Annotated in this window: 8 protein-coding genes; 4 read left to right on the top strand and 4 right to left on the bottom strand. The window is 68.2% G+C overall.

Annotated features, from left to right (window positions below):
• The first annotated feature begins 56 nt into the window (after window positions 1-56).
• Together ACZ4SW_RS07010 and ACZ4SW_RS07005 are read left to right on the top strand one after the other, a co-directional pair.
• The gene (locus ACZ4SW_RS07010; RefSeq protein WP_468239421.1) at window positions 57-8,717 is read left to right on the top strand and encodes a golvesin C-terminal-like domain-containing protein; all 8,661 of its coding nucleotides are present in this window, start codon (window positions 57-59) and stop codon (window positions 8,715-8,717) included.
• Window positions 8,718-8,865: 148 nt separating this feature from the next.
• The gene (locus tag ACZ4SW_RS07005) at window positions 8,866-9,792 is read left to right on the top strand and encodes a hypothetical protein (protein WP_468238930.1); all 927 of its coding nucleotides are present in this window, start codon (window positions 8,866-8,868) and stop codon (window positions 9,790-9,792) included.
• 580 nt (window positions 9,793-10,372) lie between these two features.
• Here ACZ4SW_RS07005 and nadA read toward each other — a convergent pair.
• The gene (gene nadA / locus ACZ4SW_RS07000; protein ID WP_468238927.1) at window positions 10,373-11,557 is read right to left on the bottom strand and encodes a quinolinate synthase NadA; all 1,185 of its coding nucleotides are present in this window, start codon (window positions 11,555-11,557) and stop codon (window positions 10,373-10,375) included.
• A 355-nt stretch (window positions 11,558-11,912) separates the two neighbouring features.
• On the opposite strand from nadA, the gene ACZ4SW_RS06995 reads away from it, so the two are divergent.
• Window positions 11,913-12,269 carry an iron-sulfur cluster assembly accessory protein gene (locus tag ACZ4SW_RS06995; RefSeq protein WP_055491910.1) on the top strand — a complete coding sequence of 119 codons (357 nt, stop codon included), beginning with the start codon at window positions 11,913-11,915 and terminating at the stop codon, window positions 12,267-12,269.
• Between the two features lie 79 nt (window positions 12,270-12,348).
• Here ACZ4SW_RS06995 and ACZ4SW_RS06990 read toward each other — a convergent pair whose 3' ends face one another.
• Together ACZ4SW_RS06990 and ACZ4SW_RS06985 are read right to left on the bottom strand one after the other, a co-directional pair.
• Window positions 12,349-13,896 carry a hypothetical protein gene (locus tag ACZ4SW_RS06990; RefSeq protein ID WP_468238924.1) on the bottom strand — a complete coding sequence of 516 codons (1,548 nt, stop codon included), beginning with the start codon at window positions 13,894-13,896 and terminating at the stop codon, window positions 12,349-12,351.
• 163 nt (window positions 13,897-14,059) lie between these two features.
• The gene (locus tag ACZ4SW_RS06985) at window positions 14,060-14,275 is read right to left on the bottom strand and encodes a hypothetical protein (protein ID WP_468238922.1); all 216 of its coding nucleotides are present in this window, start codon (window positions 14,273-14,275) and stop codon (window positions 14,060-14,062) included.
• Window positions 14,276-14,407: 132 nt separating this feature from the next.
• On the opposite strand from ACZ4SW_RS06985, the gene ACZ4SW_RS06980 reads away from it, so the two are divergent.
• Window positions 14,408-15,382, top strand: a complete 975-nt coding sequence (locus tag ACZ4SW_RS06980; protein ID WP_468238920.1) for a carbohydrate kinase family protein — start codon at window positions 14,408-14,410, stop codon at window positions 15,380-15,382.
• A gap of 41 nt (window positions 15,383-15,423) precedes the next feature.
• On the opposite strand, the gene ACZ4SW_RS06975 is transcribed toward ACZ4SW_RS06980, so the two are convergent.
• Window positions 15,424-16,800 carry an aminotransferase class V-fold PLP-dependent enzyme gene (locus ACZ4SW_RS06975; protein WP_468238917.1) on the bottom strand — a complete coding sequence of 459 codons (1,377 nt, stop codon included), beginning with the start codon at window positions 16,798-16,800 and terminating at the stop codon, window positions 15,424-15,426.
• Window positions 16,801-16,981 lie beyond the last annotated feature (181 nt).

Here is a 16,981-nt window from a genome sequence, read left to right as displayed (position 1 = left end):
TTTCAATGACGACGGTTCGGGAAAGGTGTGGCGTGAGACCCAGATTGGGCAGGCTCATGGCGTGCCTGGTGGTATCAGCGGTGACAAGTACCGCGCTGCCCCAGATCGCTTATGCGGCCCCCGCCTCCGGCGGTGACGGAAAGGGAATATTCGACACCGTCAAGGGCTGGTTCGAAGATGGCGAAGAAAACGGGAAGCCTCCCTCGCACGACGAGCTGGGAATGGCGGATCGGCAGAAGCTGCCGAAGGGGAGGGTCGCGCCGAAGGCGAAGCGCGTCCGGGAGCTGACGGGCCGCCGGACGGCGAACGCCCGCTTCTGGCAGTTGTCGGACGGCCGGGTGCAGGCGGAGCTGTCGGCGCTGCCGACGTCCTACCGGGACGCGAAGTCGAAGGCATGGAAGGCCATCGACACCTCGGTGCGGGCCTCGTCGGTGAAGGGCTTCACGTTCTCCAACACGACGAACGAGGGCCGTAGCTGGTTCGGTTCGGACGCGGGACGGCTGGTGCGGTTCCAGTCGCCGGACGGCCGGTCGGTCACCCTCGGCCTGGAGGGCGCGGGGAAGACGCTGACGCCGGCGGCGAAGGGCTCGACGGTCACGTACGAGGACCGGGCGCACGGCGCCGAGATCTCGTACGGCGTCGGTCGCGGCCGGGTGAAGGAGAACATCACCCTCGCCAAGCGCCCGTCCGGTCCGCTGAAGTTCACCTTCACGCTGGACACCGACGGTCTGGTGCCGAAGGCGCGCAAGGACGGCTCGATCGCGCTGTACGGGGAGCTGCCGAACACCCCGGTCATGGTGATCCCGGCGCCGTTCATGACGGACGCGAAGAAGGCGGACACCTCCGTCTTCGGGGAGACGTACAGCACCAAGGTCACTCAGAAGCTGACCCGGGACGGGAAGTCCTGGAAGCTCACGGTCACGCCGGACACGCAGTGGCTGGCGTCGAAGGACCGACAGTATCCGGTGGTGATCGACCCGACGATCACGATCGCGCCGAGCCCGACGGACTCGCAGGACACGATGGTCCTGTCGGATCAGGCGTCGACGAACTTCAACACCACCTGGAAGCTGTCGGCGGGCAAGACGGACACGGGTATCTCCCGGTCGCTGATCAAGTTCCCGCTGAGCGAGATCCCGTCGGGCACGAAGATCGACTCGGCGCGCCTGGAGATGTACTACGACCAGGCGCACACCACCAACGCCAACAACGTGACCATCGGCGCGTACCGGGCGACGGGGGCGTGGGACGAGTCGACGGCGACCTGGTCCAACACCAGCTCGCTGGTGGGTGAGCTGTCCGGCACCAGCGTCCAGGTGGACGACGGGGACGCGGGCACCACGGCGGCGACCGGCACCTGGCCGTCGGCCTCGTCCTCGAACGGCATCGGCTCGGACTACCACTCCAACAAGGACAGCGTCTCCGGGGACACCTACACCTGGCAGCCGAAGCTCCCGGAGACCGACTCCTACCGCGTCGACGTGCACTACGTGGCGGGTTCGGACCGGGCGACCAACGCGCCGTACACGGTGACGGGCAGCGGCGGGTCCACGACGTACACGGTGAACCAGCAGTCGGGCACCAACGGGGTGTGGGCCTCCCTCAACGGCGGCAACGAGATCAACTTCTCGCAGGGCACGGCCGGCAAGGTCGTCCTCGGCGACGGCCCCGCGTCCGCCTCCACGGCGGTGATCGCGGACGCGGTGCGCTGGGTGAACCCGGCGACGATCACCAAGGGCGCCGGTCAGTACAACCAGTGGCACAAGTTCCCGGTGACCGACACCGTCCAGCAGTGGATCAACGGCACCTCGGCCAACAACGGGTTCGTCCTCAAGGCCACGGACGAGTCGTCCACCGCGCCGACCGGCGGCCCGCGCTACGAGTCGGGTGACGGCGACTACGGCGGCGAGACGGCGACGATCCCGCGGCTGACGGTCACCTACGGGGCGGTCGGCACGACGCTGAACTCCCCGACGGTGATCCACTCCACCGGGCCCGAGCTGTCCTGGCCGGCGTACCAGAACACCAGCGGCGACCCGGGTCTGGACATCGCCCAGTACGAGTTGTACCGCTCCACGCAGCAGGCGTTCACGCCGTCCGCGGCGACGCTGGTGGCCCCGATCGACAAGTCGGCCACGGCGTACACGGACACCACCGCGACACCGACCCCGGACTCCTCCTCGGTCGAGATCGGGCGGTCGTACTACTACCAGATCGCGGTGAAGACGAAGAACGGCCAGTTGCTGGGCTCGCCGACCCGGATCGTGGGCGTGCCCAAGGCGGGCCGGACGATGCGCCTGATCCAGGGCACGTCGGGGGTGACGGACACGACCCTGGCCTCCGGGCAGCCGACCACGAACGAGGACACCATCTCCTCCTTCGGTGTGGGCCAGAAGTGGCTGGAGGTGGGCAACAACTCCACCACCTACGGCAAGGCCCGGGCGGCGCTGAAGTTCGACACGTCGGCCGTCCCGACGACGGCGACGGTGCTGGAGTCGCGCCTGTTCATGTGGGGCGCGGAGACCACGACCGGCTCCAACGGCGCGGTCTACGAACTCCACGGCCTGAACCGGGACTTCAACGAGACCCAGGCGACGTGGAACAACGCCACCTCCACCACCGCGTGGACCACGGCGGGCGGTGACTACTCCGGCACCGTGTCGGACACGGTCGCCCAGGTCTCGGAGGTGGGCCGCCACTGGTGGGACGCGACCTCCCTGACCCAGGGCTGGATCAAGACCCCGTCCTCCAACCACGGCGCGCTGGTCAAGCTGAAGGACGAAACGTCCACGGGTCCGCAGGAGCGCACGCTGTTCCTGTCCTCGGAGACCTCCGACTACCAGCTGGGCCCGCTGCTGCGCGTCATCTACGTCGACTCGACGACCTCGGACACGTACTACGCGCCGCAGGCCCCCTCCCGGATGACCCCGAACTCCACGTACACGGTGAACTTCACGGTCACCAACACCACCTCCAGTGCGTGGGCGTCGGGTGAGCGGGTGCTGTCGTACACGTGGAAGCTGCCGGACGGCACGGACGTGACGACGGGCGGCAACCAGCTCTCCACGGCGATCCCGGCGCTGAACCCCGGCCAGTCGGCGACGATCCAGGCCCAGGTGGCCACGCCGATCAACTCCGACTCCGGCAACAAGCGCACCGACTACGTGCTCGGCTGGGACATCAAGAAGGTCTCCGACGGCTCCTGGCTGTCGGTGACCAACACCTCGATCCAGCCGATGAAGCAGAACGTGGCGGTGGAGGACCCGACCTCCGACTCGCTGGGACTGGAGAAGTTCTACTCCTACACCGGCAAGAACACCGGTGCCGGCTCGACGGTGATGAACAACCTGGCCTCGGGCAACAGCGTCTGGTCGTACAACGCCTTCACGAACCCCGGCCGGGGTCTGACGACGTTCGCTCGCTTCGCCTACAACTCCCTCGACACCTCCGACACGGTGTCGGGTGCGGGCTGGTCGGCACAGCTCGCCGGGCCGATCCGGCTGGGCGCGCCCCTGGACTTCCACCCCAACCCGAACCCGACGGAGGTCCGCCTCCCGGACGGTGACGGCACCACCCACGTCTTCACCAAGCAGGCAGACGGGACGTGGAAGGCCCCGGCGGGCGTCCACTACCAGCTGACGATGAAGGCGGGCCTGGACTGCACCCCGGACAAGGACCCGGTCCCGGACGCCTGGACCCTGCTGCGCCCGGACGGCACGCGGTTCCTCTTCGGCTGCGACGGCTACCTCACGTCGATCGTCGACAAGAACGGCAACACGCAGACGTACACGTACGAGGAACGCAAGTCCAACAACAAGCCGACGAAGTTCCTCACGTACATCACCGACCCGGCGGGCCGGCAGTCGCTGACGGTCGAGTACTACAAGAAGGGCGACGCGTCGTACGACTACATCGACGACACGGGCGCCAAGGTCACCGGCAGCAACCTGACCAACTCCAAGATCTACGACCACGTGAAGTCCATCACGGACATCTCGGGGTCCGTCTCGGGCCTGCCGATCCGGAAGATCTCCTTCTACTACACGACGAAGGGCCTGCTGGGTCAGTTCACCGACGGTGACGGCTCCAGCCAGCCGAAGGTCTTCAAGTTCACCTACGACGCCACGCAGGGCAACAAGAACGTCAAGCTGGTCAAGGCCACCGACCCGCGCGGCAACGCGACCCAGCTGGCGTACTACCCCCCGCAGACGGGTGACGACCCGAAGTACCACTGGTGGACGAAGACCATCACCGACCGCCTCGGCGGCACCACGGACTTCGCGTACGCGGCCGACACCGCGAACACGAAGTTCACCGACACGACGGTCACGGATGCCGAATCGCACGCCACGCAGTACGTCACGGACGACTTCGGCCGCCCGGTCCAGACGACCAACGCCAAGTCCCAGACGACGAAGATGTCCTGGGACGCCGACAACAACGTCACGTACCTGGAGGAGGCCAACGGCGCCAAGACCGCGTACTGCTACGACCAGAAGACCGGCTACCCGCTCTGGCAGCGCGACGCGGAGAACAACACGGCGGGCCTGCCCGACCAGACGGCCACCTGCGTGTCGGACACGACCAAGTGGCCGGCGAACGCGTCGAAGTACGAGTACCAGACGCGCGCGGACGGCTACTCGGCCGACCTGTTCCGCAAGACCTCCCCGGAGGGGCGGGCCTGGCAGTTCGGCTACGACTCCTTCGGCAACCTGACGTCGGTCACCGACCCGAAGGGTGTCGCGACGTCGACGGCGGGTGACTACACCACGTCGTACGCGTACGACTCCTACGGCGAGCTGACCAAGGTCACCGACGCCAACGGCAATCCGACGACGTACAGCAGCTTCGGCCCGACCGGCTACCCGGCGACGATCACGGACGCGCTGAACAAGTCCACGCTGTACGTGTATGACGAGCGTGGCGAGGTCACCTCGGTCACCGACGCCCTGGGCAAGAAGACCACGCAGACGTACGACACGTTCGGCCGTCCGCTGGTCAACACGGTGCCCAAGGTTCAGGCGGCGGGCGTGTACATCACGACCCCGGCGCCGGAGTACGACGAGAACGACAACGTCACCAAGTCGACGGCACCCAACGGCGCGGTCTCCACGGCCGTGTACGACAACGCGGACCAGATCATCTCGGCGACCGCGCCCAAGGACACCTCCACGTCGGACGACCGGGTGACGTCGTACACCTACGACAAGGTCGGCAACCTCAAGACGACCACGGAGCCCAAGGGCACGCTGACGACGACGGACACCACCGACTACGTCACCACCAACAACTACGACCCGATCAACCAGCTCACCTCCGTGGTGAACGCCGCGGGCGACAAGATCTCCTACGAGTACGACAACGTCGGCAACGTCGTCACGGTCATCGACCCGAAGAAGAACGCGACGACGGACACGACCGACTACATGAGCAAGACGGCCTACGACCTGGACCACCGGGTCACGTCCGTCACGGACGCGGCCGGCAAGACGACGAAGAAGTCCTACGACAAGGACGGCCTGGTCGTCTCCGTGACGGATCCGGAGAACAACACCACGCTCATCACCTACGACGAGCGCGGCAAGACCACCCAGGTGCAGACTCCCCACGAGGGCAGCTCGCCGATCACGTACAACACGACCAAGTACGAGTACGACCAGGTCGGCAACGTCACCAAGGTGCTCACGCCCCGCTCGGTGGCGGCGGGTTCGACGGACGCGTTCACTCAGCGCACGGAGTACGACGCGCTGAACCGCGCGGTCAAGCAGTACCAGCCGTACGACCCTGCGGACTCCCGCTACAACAACCCCAACGTCTACACGCAGACCTCGTATGACGACGTCGGCCGGGTGGCGTCCACGTCGCTGCCGCCGTCGGACGGCGAGACGGTCCGCAACACCACCACCTACGACTACTACGACAACGGCTGGGTGAAGTCCTCCACCGACCCGTGGGACATCGCCACCAGCTACGACTACAACGAACTCGGCCAGCAGACGGCCAGGACGCTGACGTCGGCGGGTGGTTCCTCCAACCGCACGATGAGCTGGTCGTACTACCCGGACGGCAAGCTCAGGTCCCGCTCGGACGACGGCGTGCCGGTCGGTAGCGCGGTGGTCCTGGCCGACAACTCCGACACCCAGAACACCTCCTCGACCGGGACGTGGTCGACGGGTGACGCAGCCAGCGAGCAGGGGTACAACTACGCCTCGCACGCGGCGGGTACGGGCACGGACTCGTTCACGTGGACGCTCAACATCCCCAAGGACGGCACGTACACGGCGTACGTGAAGTTCCCGAAGGTGACGGGCGCCGCGGCAACGGCGAAGTACACGCTGACGTACTCGGGTGGCACGGTCGACAAGACGATCGACCAGAGCGCGACCGCCAATCAAGGCACCTGGGTCTCGCTGGGTTCGTACGCCTTCACTCAGGGCAATGCCGCCAAGCTTCAGCTGTTCCAGAACGGCGGCGGCACGGTGGTCGCCGACGCGGTGAAGCTGGTCCGCGACAACTCGGCCGACACCGACAACGAGAAGAAGACGTTCGCCTACACCTACGACGCGAACGCCAACCTCACCAAGATCGACGATACGTCGTCGAGCGCGAAGATCGACGCGTACACGATCGCCTACACGGGCCTCAACCAGGTCCAGAAGGTGACCGAGTCGCTGACCGGTGTGGACAAGAAGTCAACGTCGTACACGTACGACGCGGACGGTCAGGTGAAGACCGTCGACCATCCCGACCAGTACTCCAAGTACACGTACGACCTGCGTGAACTGGTCCAGACGGTCTCGGTGGGGACGTCCGCCACAGACGCCTCGCCCAAGGTGACGTCGTACACGTACACCGACCGCGGCCAGACACTTCAGGAGACGAAGTCCAACGGGAACACCGTTGACTACACGTACTACCTGGACGGCCCGGTCAAGTCCACGACGGAGAAGAAACCCAACGGCACCCTCGTCTCCTCCCACACCTACGCCTACGACCCCAACGGGAACAAGGCGCAGGACGTGGCGAAGAAGATGAACGCCGACGACCATGCGGCGTACCTCTCGTCCACGACGGACTACACGTACGACCCGGCGAACCGCTTGGCGAAGGCGGTGAAGACGGGCAACGGCGCGGACACCGAGACCTACGTCCACGACGACAATGCCAACGTCATCAGCCAGACGGTCAAGGGCACCACGACCACCTACAACTACGACCGGAATCGCCTGCTCACCGCGACGACGGGTGGCACGACGGCGAACTACGACTACGACCCGTTCGGTCGCCAGGAGTCGGTGACCTCGGGCGGCAAGGTGATCAGCCGTAGCGTGTACGACGGCTTCGACCACGTCGTGGAGTCCCAGAAGATGGACGACACGGGCGCGATGAAGTCGACCACGTACGCCTTCGACCCGCTCGACCGCACCACCTCGGAGACCGCCAACGGCAAGACGACGGACTTCGAGTACCTGGGCCTGTCGAACGAGGTGCTGGACGAGAAGGTCGCCGGCACCCTCACCAAGTCGTACCAGTACAGCCCGTGGGGCGAGCGCCTGTCGCAGATCAAGTACAACAGCGACGGCACGACCGAGGACGGCTACTACGGCTACAACGGCCACACCGACGTCGAAACCCTGACGGACAAGAACGGCGACACGAAGGCGACCTACGGCTACACCGCCTACGGCTCCGACGACAAGTCCGAGTTCACGGGCATCGACAAGCCGGACGCGGCCGACCCGACCAAGGAGGCGTACAACCCCTACCGCTACAACGCCAAACGCTGGGACGCCCAGTCGGGCACGTACGACATGGGCTTCCGCGACTACGACCCGGGCCTGAACCGGTTCACGACCCGGGACATGTACAACGGCGCCCTCGCCGACATGGGCCTTGGCACCGACCCGTACACCGGCAACCGGTACGCATTCGGCGGTGGCAACCCCACCAGCTTCGTCGAACTCGATGGGCACAGGCCCATCGAGTGCAACGATCCCAACTACCGCTGCACGCCGAACAGCGGTGGGGGATGGGACATCGAAGATGCGAGAAGGTCTCTTGCTGTAAGCGACCACAACCGGGTCGTCGCCGATACGGTGAACGTGATCAAGAAGCGAATGGCGGAACTCGGCGTCACCGGCAGGATCACAACGTCCAAGAAGTTCAACCTCATACCGGGAGCTGCCCGAAACCCGGAGGAGGAAAAGGACGGGATCGCAGACATCATTCTCTGGACGGAAGAAAAAGTGTACGTCTGGGAAGTGAAGAGCAAGGGCGGAAAGGGTAAGTTCGACGGAGAGTGGATGTCGAACACGGAAATGGGGCCGTTGCAGCTTCAGCGGTATATCGACGGTCTCCAGGAAAAGTTGCGGGAGAAAAAGGACAACAGGACGGTCGAAGCGGGATTTGGTCTCGCCAATAGCAAGGTCACGTCCGTCGACGGCCGAACGATGAATGTCTGGTCCGGAAAGGACGACGGCGAGCTGGGTATCCGGTACTACTCACGAGGTTTCCCGAAGGAGAAGCCGCAGAAGCAGGAACAGGAGCAGGAAGCCAAGGTTCCGGCCGCCAACTCCAATTGCACGCCGGTTGTCGCCGACATGGCGTGCGTGGAAGACATGGGGAATCCATTCACAATCCCGGGATTCAACGGATTCCGTATGCCGTCACTTGGTGGTATACGAGGTTTCATCCCGCTGCCTGGTTTCGCCTTCTGAATGAGGGCTGACTAGCGGAACGTGCTGGGCCCTGGAGTCCGACTGTGAAAGCCGGCTCCAGGGCCTCGCCGCACGTCACAGGTGATCGACTGTTGAGCGGGTGGTGCAGTATTTGCTAAGTGGCGGTCAGGGTAACTATGCTCTGGCCATGCGCCAGAGCGGACTCAAAGTACTGCTTGATGTTGACAGGCAGAGCCCAGTAGCATTCGGTGACATCGCGGCGGAGTGGATGCGTCGCTTCATTCCCACAGCATGTCCCGGAACGTGGGCAAAGCTGCAGGATTGTCTTCCGTTGGAGTCCCCCCTTGACTGGGACGATTTGCATGGCGCACCTGGTGGGGTGTGGGCGCGCCTGTCGCTTTTTCCTCGCGGCCGGGGAGAGGCCAAGGCGGCAGCTTACTCGGCGCAGGCTCTTGATGATTTCTCCGCCTCTCTGAGCTCACCGTTCGAGCGGGCATCGCTCAAACTGTGGTGCCTGGACGAGGCCGGAACGGTCGATCCGTCCGGCGGCAGGTCGATCGAGCTCGTGGTCGACGTCGAGAATTCAGCTGATCCGGCGTGGATGCAGATGTCCGTCGTGACAAGCGGCGGAATGTCCGAGACGGATCCCGGTAGCCACGCCGCGTGCGACCGGTGGGCGACGGCGCTCGGGGAATTCGCCGACAGAACCAACCCCGCGTATGGGCAGATTTATACGGACAGCCTGTCCATCGGGTGGACGGGACTCGACACTGCGCTGCGGCGGGGAGGGCGTACCGGCTCCCTGGCGGAGAGGCGCAAGTTTCTGCGGGGATACTCGTGGATCACCATCATCCCGGAAGAGCTCTCCGAAGGGCTGGGCGGAGCCCCCGGACTGCAGGACGCAGGCACGCTGAGCGAGGTGCGTCAGCTCTCCAGCGGTGGCCTGTGGGTGAGGGCGACTCCCGACGTTGCGTCCTTCGGTCAGCCGCAACTGGAGTCGGTCTTTTCTGCGCTGAAGCCAGTCCTGCCCCCTGGCATGCCGAAGAAGGACCCCTTCGCCCAAGCAGATGGGCGGCTTCCTCAGTTGGTCTGGAGAGACGCGGCCGAGGACTGAAGGTTCTCCCGTCGTCAGCGAGTTCCGCGGCTGCCCGAACCCCGAGGCCGCGAGCTGCCGGCCGTTTCGCTCACCGGACGCCCGCCGGAAGCTCGATGACCCCCGTGAACACGCCCTCAGAATCGGTTCGGGCTTCCCCCGGGGCCGAGCGAAGGGGTGGGGGCCATGGCCAGGGGGAAGAACGTGTGGCGAGTGCCGGTGAGATGAGGCGGTATGCCGCGGGCTTCGTCGCGCATGTCACCGCTCGCCACCGGCTGCCGCTCGACTACTCCGTGGCCAGTCTGCGGGTCGTCGACTTCCTCATCGACGCCGCCGCGCAAGGGCGGCGCTCGGCAAGGTCGGCAACCGCTTCGAGGCGGGCGGACCCGAGGAGTCCCTGCAGCGCTTCTATCCGAGGTTGCACGGGAGGGCGCCTGGAGGGCGGGCGGCGGCCACGGGAGCTTGTGCAGCGAGCGGCGGCCGCAACTGACCGGCGCATCCGACGGTCCGACGGCTCTACGGCGGAACCCGTACGCGCAGGGCAGTGCCCCGGCGCCGGTGAGGGCGGCCGGGGCACTGTCATGTCGGCACTACGTCGCCACTACGGCAGCGCCAGCATCCGCTCCAGCGCCAGCTTCGCGAACGCCTCCGTCTCCTTGTCGACCTGGATGCGGTTGACCAGGTTGCCCTCGGCCAGCGACTCCAGCGCCCACACCAGGTGCGGCAGGTCGATGCGGTTCATCGTCGAGCAGAAGCACACCGTGCGGTCCAGGAAGACGATCTCCTTGCCCTCCGGCGCGAAACGGTTCGCCAGGCGGCGGACCAGGTTCAGCTCCGTGCCGATGGCCCACTTCGAGCCCGCCGGGGCCGCTTCCAGCGTCTTGATGATGTACTCGGTCGAACCCACGTAGTCCGCCGCCGTCACCACCTCGTGCCTGCACTCGGGGTGCACCAGCACGTTCACGCCCGGGATCCGCGCCCGCACGTCGTTCACCGAGTCCAGGCTGAAGCGACCGTGCACCGAGCAGTGGCCCCGCCACAGGATCATCTTGGCGGCGCGCAGCTCCTCGGCGGTCAGCCCGCCGTTCGGCTTGTGCGGGTTGTAGACCACGCAGTCGTCCAGGGACATGCCCATGTCCCGCACCGCGGTGTTGCGGCCCAGGTGCTGGTCCGGCAGGAACAGGACCTTCTCACCCTGCTGGAACGCCCACTCCAGGGCCCGCTCGGCGTTCGACGACGTGCAGATCGTGCCGCCGTGCTTGCCCGTGAACGCCTTGATGTCCGCGGAGGAGTTCATGTACGAGACCGGCACCACCTGCTCGGCCACGCCCGCCTCGGTCAGCACGTCCCAGCACTCGGCGACCTGCTCGGCCGTCGCCATGTCGGCCATGGAGCAGCCGGCCGCCAGGTCGGGCAGGACCACCTTCTGGTCGTCGGACGTCAGGATGTCCGCCGACTCCGCCATGAAGTGCACACCGCAGAAGACGATGTACTCGGCCTCCGGCCGCGCCGCGGCGTCCCGGGCCAGCTTGAAGGAGTCGCCCGTGACGTCCGCGAACTGGATGACCTCGTCGCGCTGGTAGTGGTGCCCGAGTACGAACACCTTGTCGCCCAGCTTCTCCTTGGCCGCGCGGGCGCGCTCGACCAGGTCGGGGTCGGACGGCGAGGGAAGCTCGCCGGGACACTCGACGCCCCGTTCGCTCTTCGGGTCGGCCTCGCGGCCGAGCAGCAGCAGGGCGAGGGGCGTCGGCTGTACGTCGAGCTCCTGGGTCTGGGCGGTGGTCACGACACGCACCCTTTCTGTTCTGCGGCTCGCCGGCCCTCGAGGGGGCCGGCGGGACATGCCTTTTCGTCGAATTGACGCTATCTATCATAACCGCTTCATGTCACTTTGACGATGGCGATAGCGTCTATGTGACGTGAATCCCGGTCGCCCCCGGTCGCCCCTGGCCGACTCACCTCCGTCCCACAGCCGTCCCGCAGCCGTCCCTCCACAGGCCGGTATGCGTGTTCCGGCGCGTGTGCGAGCATGAAGAAGAAGCGAGACGCGAGAGGAAGCGCGCTCGGCCCGGAATGAATCCGCGGCCCTGCCGGTTGCACTCGTCGGCAAGCAGTCTCCGTACAACCCGGGAGAGATGTAGATGTCCGTACAGGACGAGACCACCACCGTCACCGACGGCATCATCCTGACCGACGCCGCCGCGGCGAAGGTCAAGGCCCTGCTCGACCAGGAAGGCCGTGACGACCTGGCGCTGCGCGTCGCGGTTCAGCCCGGCGGCTGCTCCGGCCTGCGCTACCAGCTCTTCTTCGACGAGCGCTCGCTCGACGGCGACGTGGAGAAGGACTTCGGCGGGGTCAAGGTCGTCACCGACCGCATGAGCGCCCCGTACCTGGGCGGTGCCACCATCGACTTCGTCGACACGATCGAGAAGCAGGGCTTCACCATCGACAACCCGAACGCGACGGGCTCCTGCGCCTGCGGCGACTCCTTCAGCTGAGCAGCCCACCGGTAGGCGTGTGAAGGCGGCGTCCCCCACCCGGGGGGCGCCGCCTTCGTCCGTCCGTGGAACCGGCCTCCTACCGTGCGAGCGGGGGCCCCGCCCCGTCGGCGGGCACCGTCCCCTTCGGGATCGGCGTGCCGTCCGAACCGACCACCTTGCGGTCGCCCAGCGGCGCCTTGAGGTGCAGTGTCTCGTGGTAGACCTTGGCGATCATGATGCACACCTTGCCCCGCCAGGGCTTCTCCGTCACGGTCACCGTCACCTTGTCGGAGCCCTCGCTCACGGAGGCCGTGTAGTCGGCGCACACCCCGCCCTCATAGGCGATGGTGAGGTCCCGGCCGTCGGCGGTGTAGCCCATGACCTTCACGTCGCGTTCGGCGGGCGCCGGCGACGACGTCCCGCCCGGAGCGCTCGGACGGGGAGAGGGCGTCCCGCCCGGAGCGCTCGTACGGGGCGACGGCGTCCCGCTCGGCTGCCCCTGCGGCCGCGGGCTGGTCAGATACCGCGGGTCGATCGCCGGATACGTCGCCGTGACGCCGTCCCCGGCCCCGGCCGGCCGTACCTCGAACAGCCACGACGGCACCAGGACCGCCCTGCCGTCCACGGAGTGCCGGGCCAGCCCGAACACCGCGCCCTCCACCGTCGCCGACGCCCGTTTCGGCGCCCCGGTGGCCGCCCCGCACGGCTGCTCGTCCCGGTCCTCGGCCGGTACCGGAGCGGCGCAGCCGCCGATGCCCCTGCGGCCGTACGACGGCGCGCCGTTCATCAGCTCCAGCGTCTGCTTCGCGTCGAGCACGGGATACGTCGCTCCCTCGACCGGCGCCTTCAGGGTGCCGCTGCCGCCCAGCACCCGGCCGTCCGCCGCCACCTGGACACCGGTCGACCAGCCGTGCGTGGGCAGCCCGCCCACCTCCGGATCGGCGTTCACCAGCCGCAGCGAGCCCAGGAGCCGACGGGCGTCGAGCTTGGCGTCGTCCTGGCCGAGCGCCTTCAGCACCGGAGCGGCGGCCCGCTTCGCCACGGCCTCGCTCACCGGGGAGCCCTTGGCGGAGTCCTGCGCGGAGGGGCACACCTTGCTGCCCCGGCACAGGTCGTCGGACCCGGGCCCGTACCGGCTGAACGTCCAGAACCCCGGCGCCTGCCCCGCCACCCGCAGCAGCGGCTGCGCCCCGTCCTGGCCGCCGCCCACCGTCCAGGAGTCACCGGCCCGCCGCGGCGTGCCGCTCACGTCCAGCGCCTTGGCGAGCCGGGCCACCTCGTCCCGCGTCACCTCGCCCTTCGCCCAGTACACCGGCGCGGACTCGGGGCCGCTCGGGAGCGTGCCCGCCGCGCGGTACGTCGTGCCGTACGGGTTCGGCTCGCCCACCGCGATGCCGGGCGTGCCGCCCTCGCCGTAGCCGTCGAGGGCCAGCGCCGGAGGGGCGCCGTCACCGCCCGGTGCCGAGGAGCCGCCCGCGCCGCCGGACAGGGTCGTGGCCAGATACGTCCCGCCGCCCCCGGCCAACAGGACCGCGGCCGCGACGGAGGCGACCACCACGGGGGAGCGCCGTCGGGGCACGGCGTCGCCCCCGCTCTCGGGGACGTCCGCCGCGTCGCTCGCGTCGTCGGGTCGCTCGGTGTTCACCGCATCGCTCCTTCGGCTCCACGCTGTCCCAGGAGACCCCGCCGTGCCGGGAAAGGGCACGGAAGGTCGTATCCCGCCTCCCTCTTACGGGGGACGGCGATGGGACGCGGCGGGGGAGCGCACGGTTCCCCGGCGGGTGCGCCTGTCGGCGAGGCGCCGGGAATCAGTCCCCGTAGTCGGACATCGCGTCCAAGAGGCGGGCGGAGGCGGGCGGCACGCTGACGCCGTGGATCAGGGACGGGGAGACCGGCAGGGGAGCGGCTTTCGCGGGCACGGCCCAGTGCGGGGTCATCCGGGCGCAGTCGCCGCGCAGCGACGCCAGGTCTCCTTCCGGTTCCGCGGTGATCGGGGCGGTACCGGGGGCCTCGAGCTTCGTCATGACGGCACCGTAGGCACGCCCGAGCCCACGAAGAAAGATCTACTATCGGGTAGTTTTGCCTGCTTCAGAGGGTCCGGTGGACCGGGTAGCGTGAACTGTCCATCCCCTGCGCCCCAGGAGAGTGTCCTAGCCGTGCGTATCGCAGTCACCGGCTCCATCGCCACCGACCACCTCATGACCTTCCCCGGCCGCTTCGCCGACCAGTTCGTCGCGGACCAGCTGCACACGGTCTCGCTCTCCTTCCTGGTCGACCGCCTCGACGTACGCCGCGGCGGGGTGGGCGCGAACATCGCCTTCGGCATGGGGCAGCTCGGCACCAAGCCGATCCTGGTCGGCGCGGCCGGCTCCGACTTCGACGAGTACCGGGCGTGGCTGGACCGGCACGGAGTGGACACCGAGTCCGTACGGATCTCGGAGACCCAGCACACGGCCCGTTTCGTGTGCACCACCGACGCCGACCACAACCAGATCGGCTCCTTCTACACCGGCGCGATGAGCGAGGCCCGGCTCATCGAACTCAAGACCGTCGCCGACCGGGTGGGCGGCCTCGACCTGGTCCTCATCGGCGCCGACGACCCGGAGGCGATGCTGCGCCACACCGAGGAGTGCCGCTCCCGGTCCATCCCGTTCGCCGCGGACTTCTCGCAGCAGATCGCGCGCATGGACGGCGACGAGATCCGGATACTGCTGGACGGGGCGACCTACCTCTTCTCCAACGAGTACGAGAAGGGGCTCATCGAGACCAAGACGGGCTGGTCGGACGCCGAGATCCTGGGCCGCGTGGGCCACCGCGTGACCACGCTCGGCTCCCGGGGCGTGCGCATCGAACGCGCCGGCGAGGACCCGATCGAGGTGGGGGTGCCCGAGGAGACGGCCAAGGTCGACCCGACGGGTGTCGGCGACGCCTTCCGGGCCGGGTTCCTGTCGGGGCTGGTGTGGGGCGTCTCGCTGGAGCGGGCCGCCCAGGTGGGGTGCATGCTCGCGACGCTGGTCATCGAGACGCTGGGCACGCAGGAGTACCAGTTGCGGCGGGCGCACTTCATGGACCGCTTCACCAAGGCGTACGGCGACGAGGCCGCCGCGGAGGTCCGGGAACACCTGGCCTGAGACAGGGACACGCACACCTGAGGCAGGGACACGCACAGACGCTAGGCGAGCCGGCGGACCACGTACGCCGCCCCCCGTTCCGCCGGCTCCTCGCCCACGTACTCCTGCCCCCGCATCTCGCACCACGCCGGGATGTCCAGCCGCGCCGCCTCGTCGTCCGCCAGGACGCGCACCGTGCCGCCGACCGGGACGTCCCCGAAGACCTTCGCCAGCTCGATCACCGGGATCGGGCAGCGCTTGCCGAGGGCGTCCACGACCAGGGCGTCCTGCCGCCCGGCGGTCCGCGGGGACGGCGCCCCCAGCTTCTCCCGAACCCCCGCCACCGCCTCCGGCAGCACCGCGAGGAACCGTTCGACGTCCTCCGCCCGCGCACCCGGCGGCAGCGACACCCGGACGTTGCCCTCGCTCAGCACCCCCATCGCCTTGAGCACATGGCTGGGGGTCAGCGTGCTGCTGGTACAGGACGAACCGGACGACACGGAGAAACCCTCGCGGTCCAGCTCGTGCAGCAGCGTCTCCCCGTCGACATAGAGACAGGAGAAGGTGACGATCCCGGGCAGCCGGCGCACCGGGTCGCCCACCACCTCCGCATCGGGCACCAGCTCCGGCACCCGCACCCGGATCCGCTCCGTCAGCTCCCGCAGCCGCACGGCCTCCTCGGCCGCCTCCGCCCGCACCGCCCGCAACGAGGCCGCGGCCGCCACGATCGCGGGGATGTTCTCGAACCCGGCCGCTCGCCCGGACTCCCGCTCGTCCGAGGGACCTTGGGGCGCGAACCGCACTCCCTTGCGCACCGCGAGAAGGCCCACGCCCGACGGGCCGCCCCATTTGTGGGCACTCGCCGTCAGGGCCGACCAGTCGCCCTCCACCGGGCCCCAGCCCAGCGACTGGGCCGCGTCCACCAGCAGCGGCACCCCGGCCGCCCGGCACGCCTCGGCCACCTCGGCCACCGGCTGCACCGTGCCCACCTCGTGGTTGGCCGACTGCAGGCAGGCCAGCGCGGTGTCCGGACGCAACGCCTCCGCGTACTCCCCGGGGCTGACGGCGCCCGCCCGGGACACCGGCACCCGGGTCACCGTCCCGCCCGCCGCCTCGAACACCTCCGCCGAATGAAGCACCGAGGAATGTTCGACCGCTGACACGATCAGGTGGCGTCCGACCCGGCGGCGGCCCGCCAGCACCCCCTCGATGCCCGCGTGCACCGCCCGCGTTCCGGACGAGGTGAAGACCAGCTCGTCCGGGCGGCAGCCCACCGCCTCCGCGGCCGCCTCCCGTGCCGCGTCCAGCAGCAGCCGCGCCCGCCGCCCCTCGCGGTACAGCCGGGCGGGATCGGCCCACCCCTCATCGAGGGAGGCCAGCAGAGCCTGCCGGGCGACGGGATGAAGAGGAGCACCGGAAGCAGCGTCGAAGTAACCCACACAGCAACGCTAGAACGCCGGGCAAGTGCAAGGGGACCTCAAGGGGCGCGGGGAACTGCGCGATCAACCCAAAACCATCCGCACTCGCCACACAAGCCGCACTCCCGAGCCAATAGGCGCCCCCTATGCCCTACTCCACCCCTTCGGGGCGCCCCGCGGCGCGTACGGCACCCTCCCCGCG

This window comes from Streptomyces sp. NPDC028331, from assembly GCF_055565775.1.
This window is presented reverse-complemented; position numbering and strand designations above follow the sequence as displayed.